1 protein-coding gene is annotated in these 237 nt (G+C 60.8%); it reads right to left on the bottom strand.

The window, feature by feature from the left end; genetic code table 11:
• Positions 1-237 (bottom strand): amino acid permease (locus tag J5M72_RS28835; protein ID WP_207868347.1); only part of this gene is annotated, 237 nt, incomplete at both ends.

Here is a 237-nt window from a genome sequence, read left to right on the forward strand (position 1 = left end):
GCACGGCCCACAGCAGCACCGAGGCGCAGCCGATGGCAATCGGTGTGTTGCCCTGGCCGAACACCGGAAAGAAGTAACCGAGGGTGCTGAACAGCAATACGAAATAGCCGACGTTGCCCAGCCAGGCACTGATCCAGTAGCCCCAGGCCGAAGAGAAACCCATGTAATCGCCGAAACCGGCCTTGGCATAGGCGTAGACACCGCCGTCCAGGTCAGGCTTGCGATTGGCGAGGGTTT

Source organism: Pseudomonas sp. 58(2021) (assembly GCF_017491585.1).
GTDB classification, from domain to species: Bacteria; Pseudomonadota; Gammaproteobacteria; order Pseudomonadales; family Pseudomonadaceae; genus Aquipseudomonas; species Aquipseudomonas fluorescens_BT.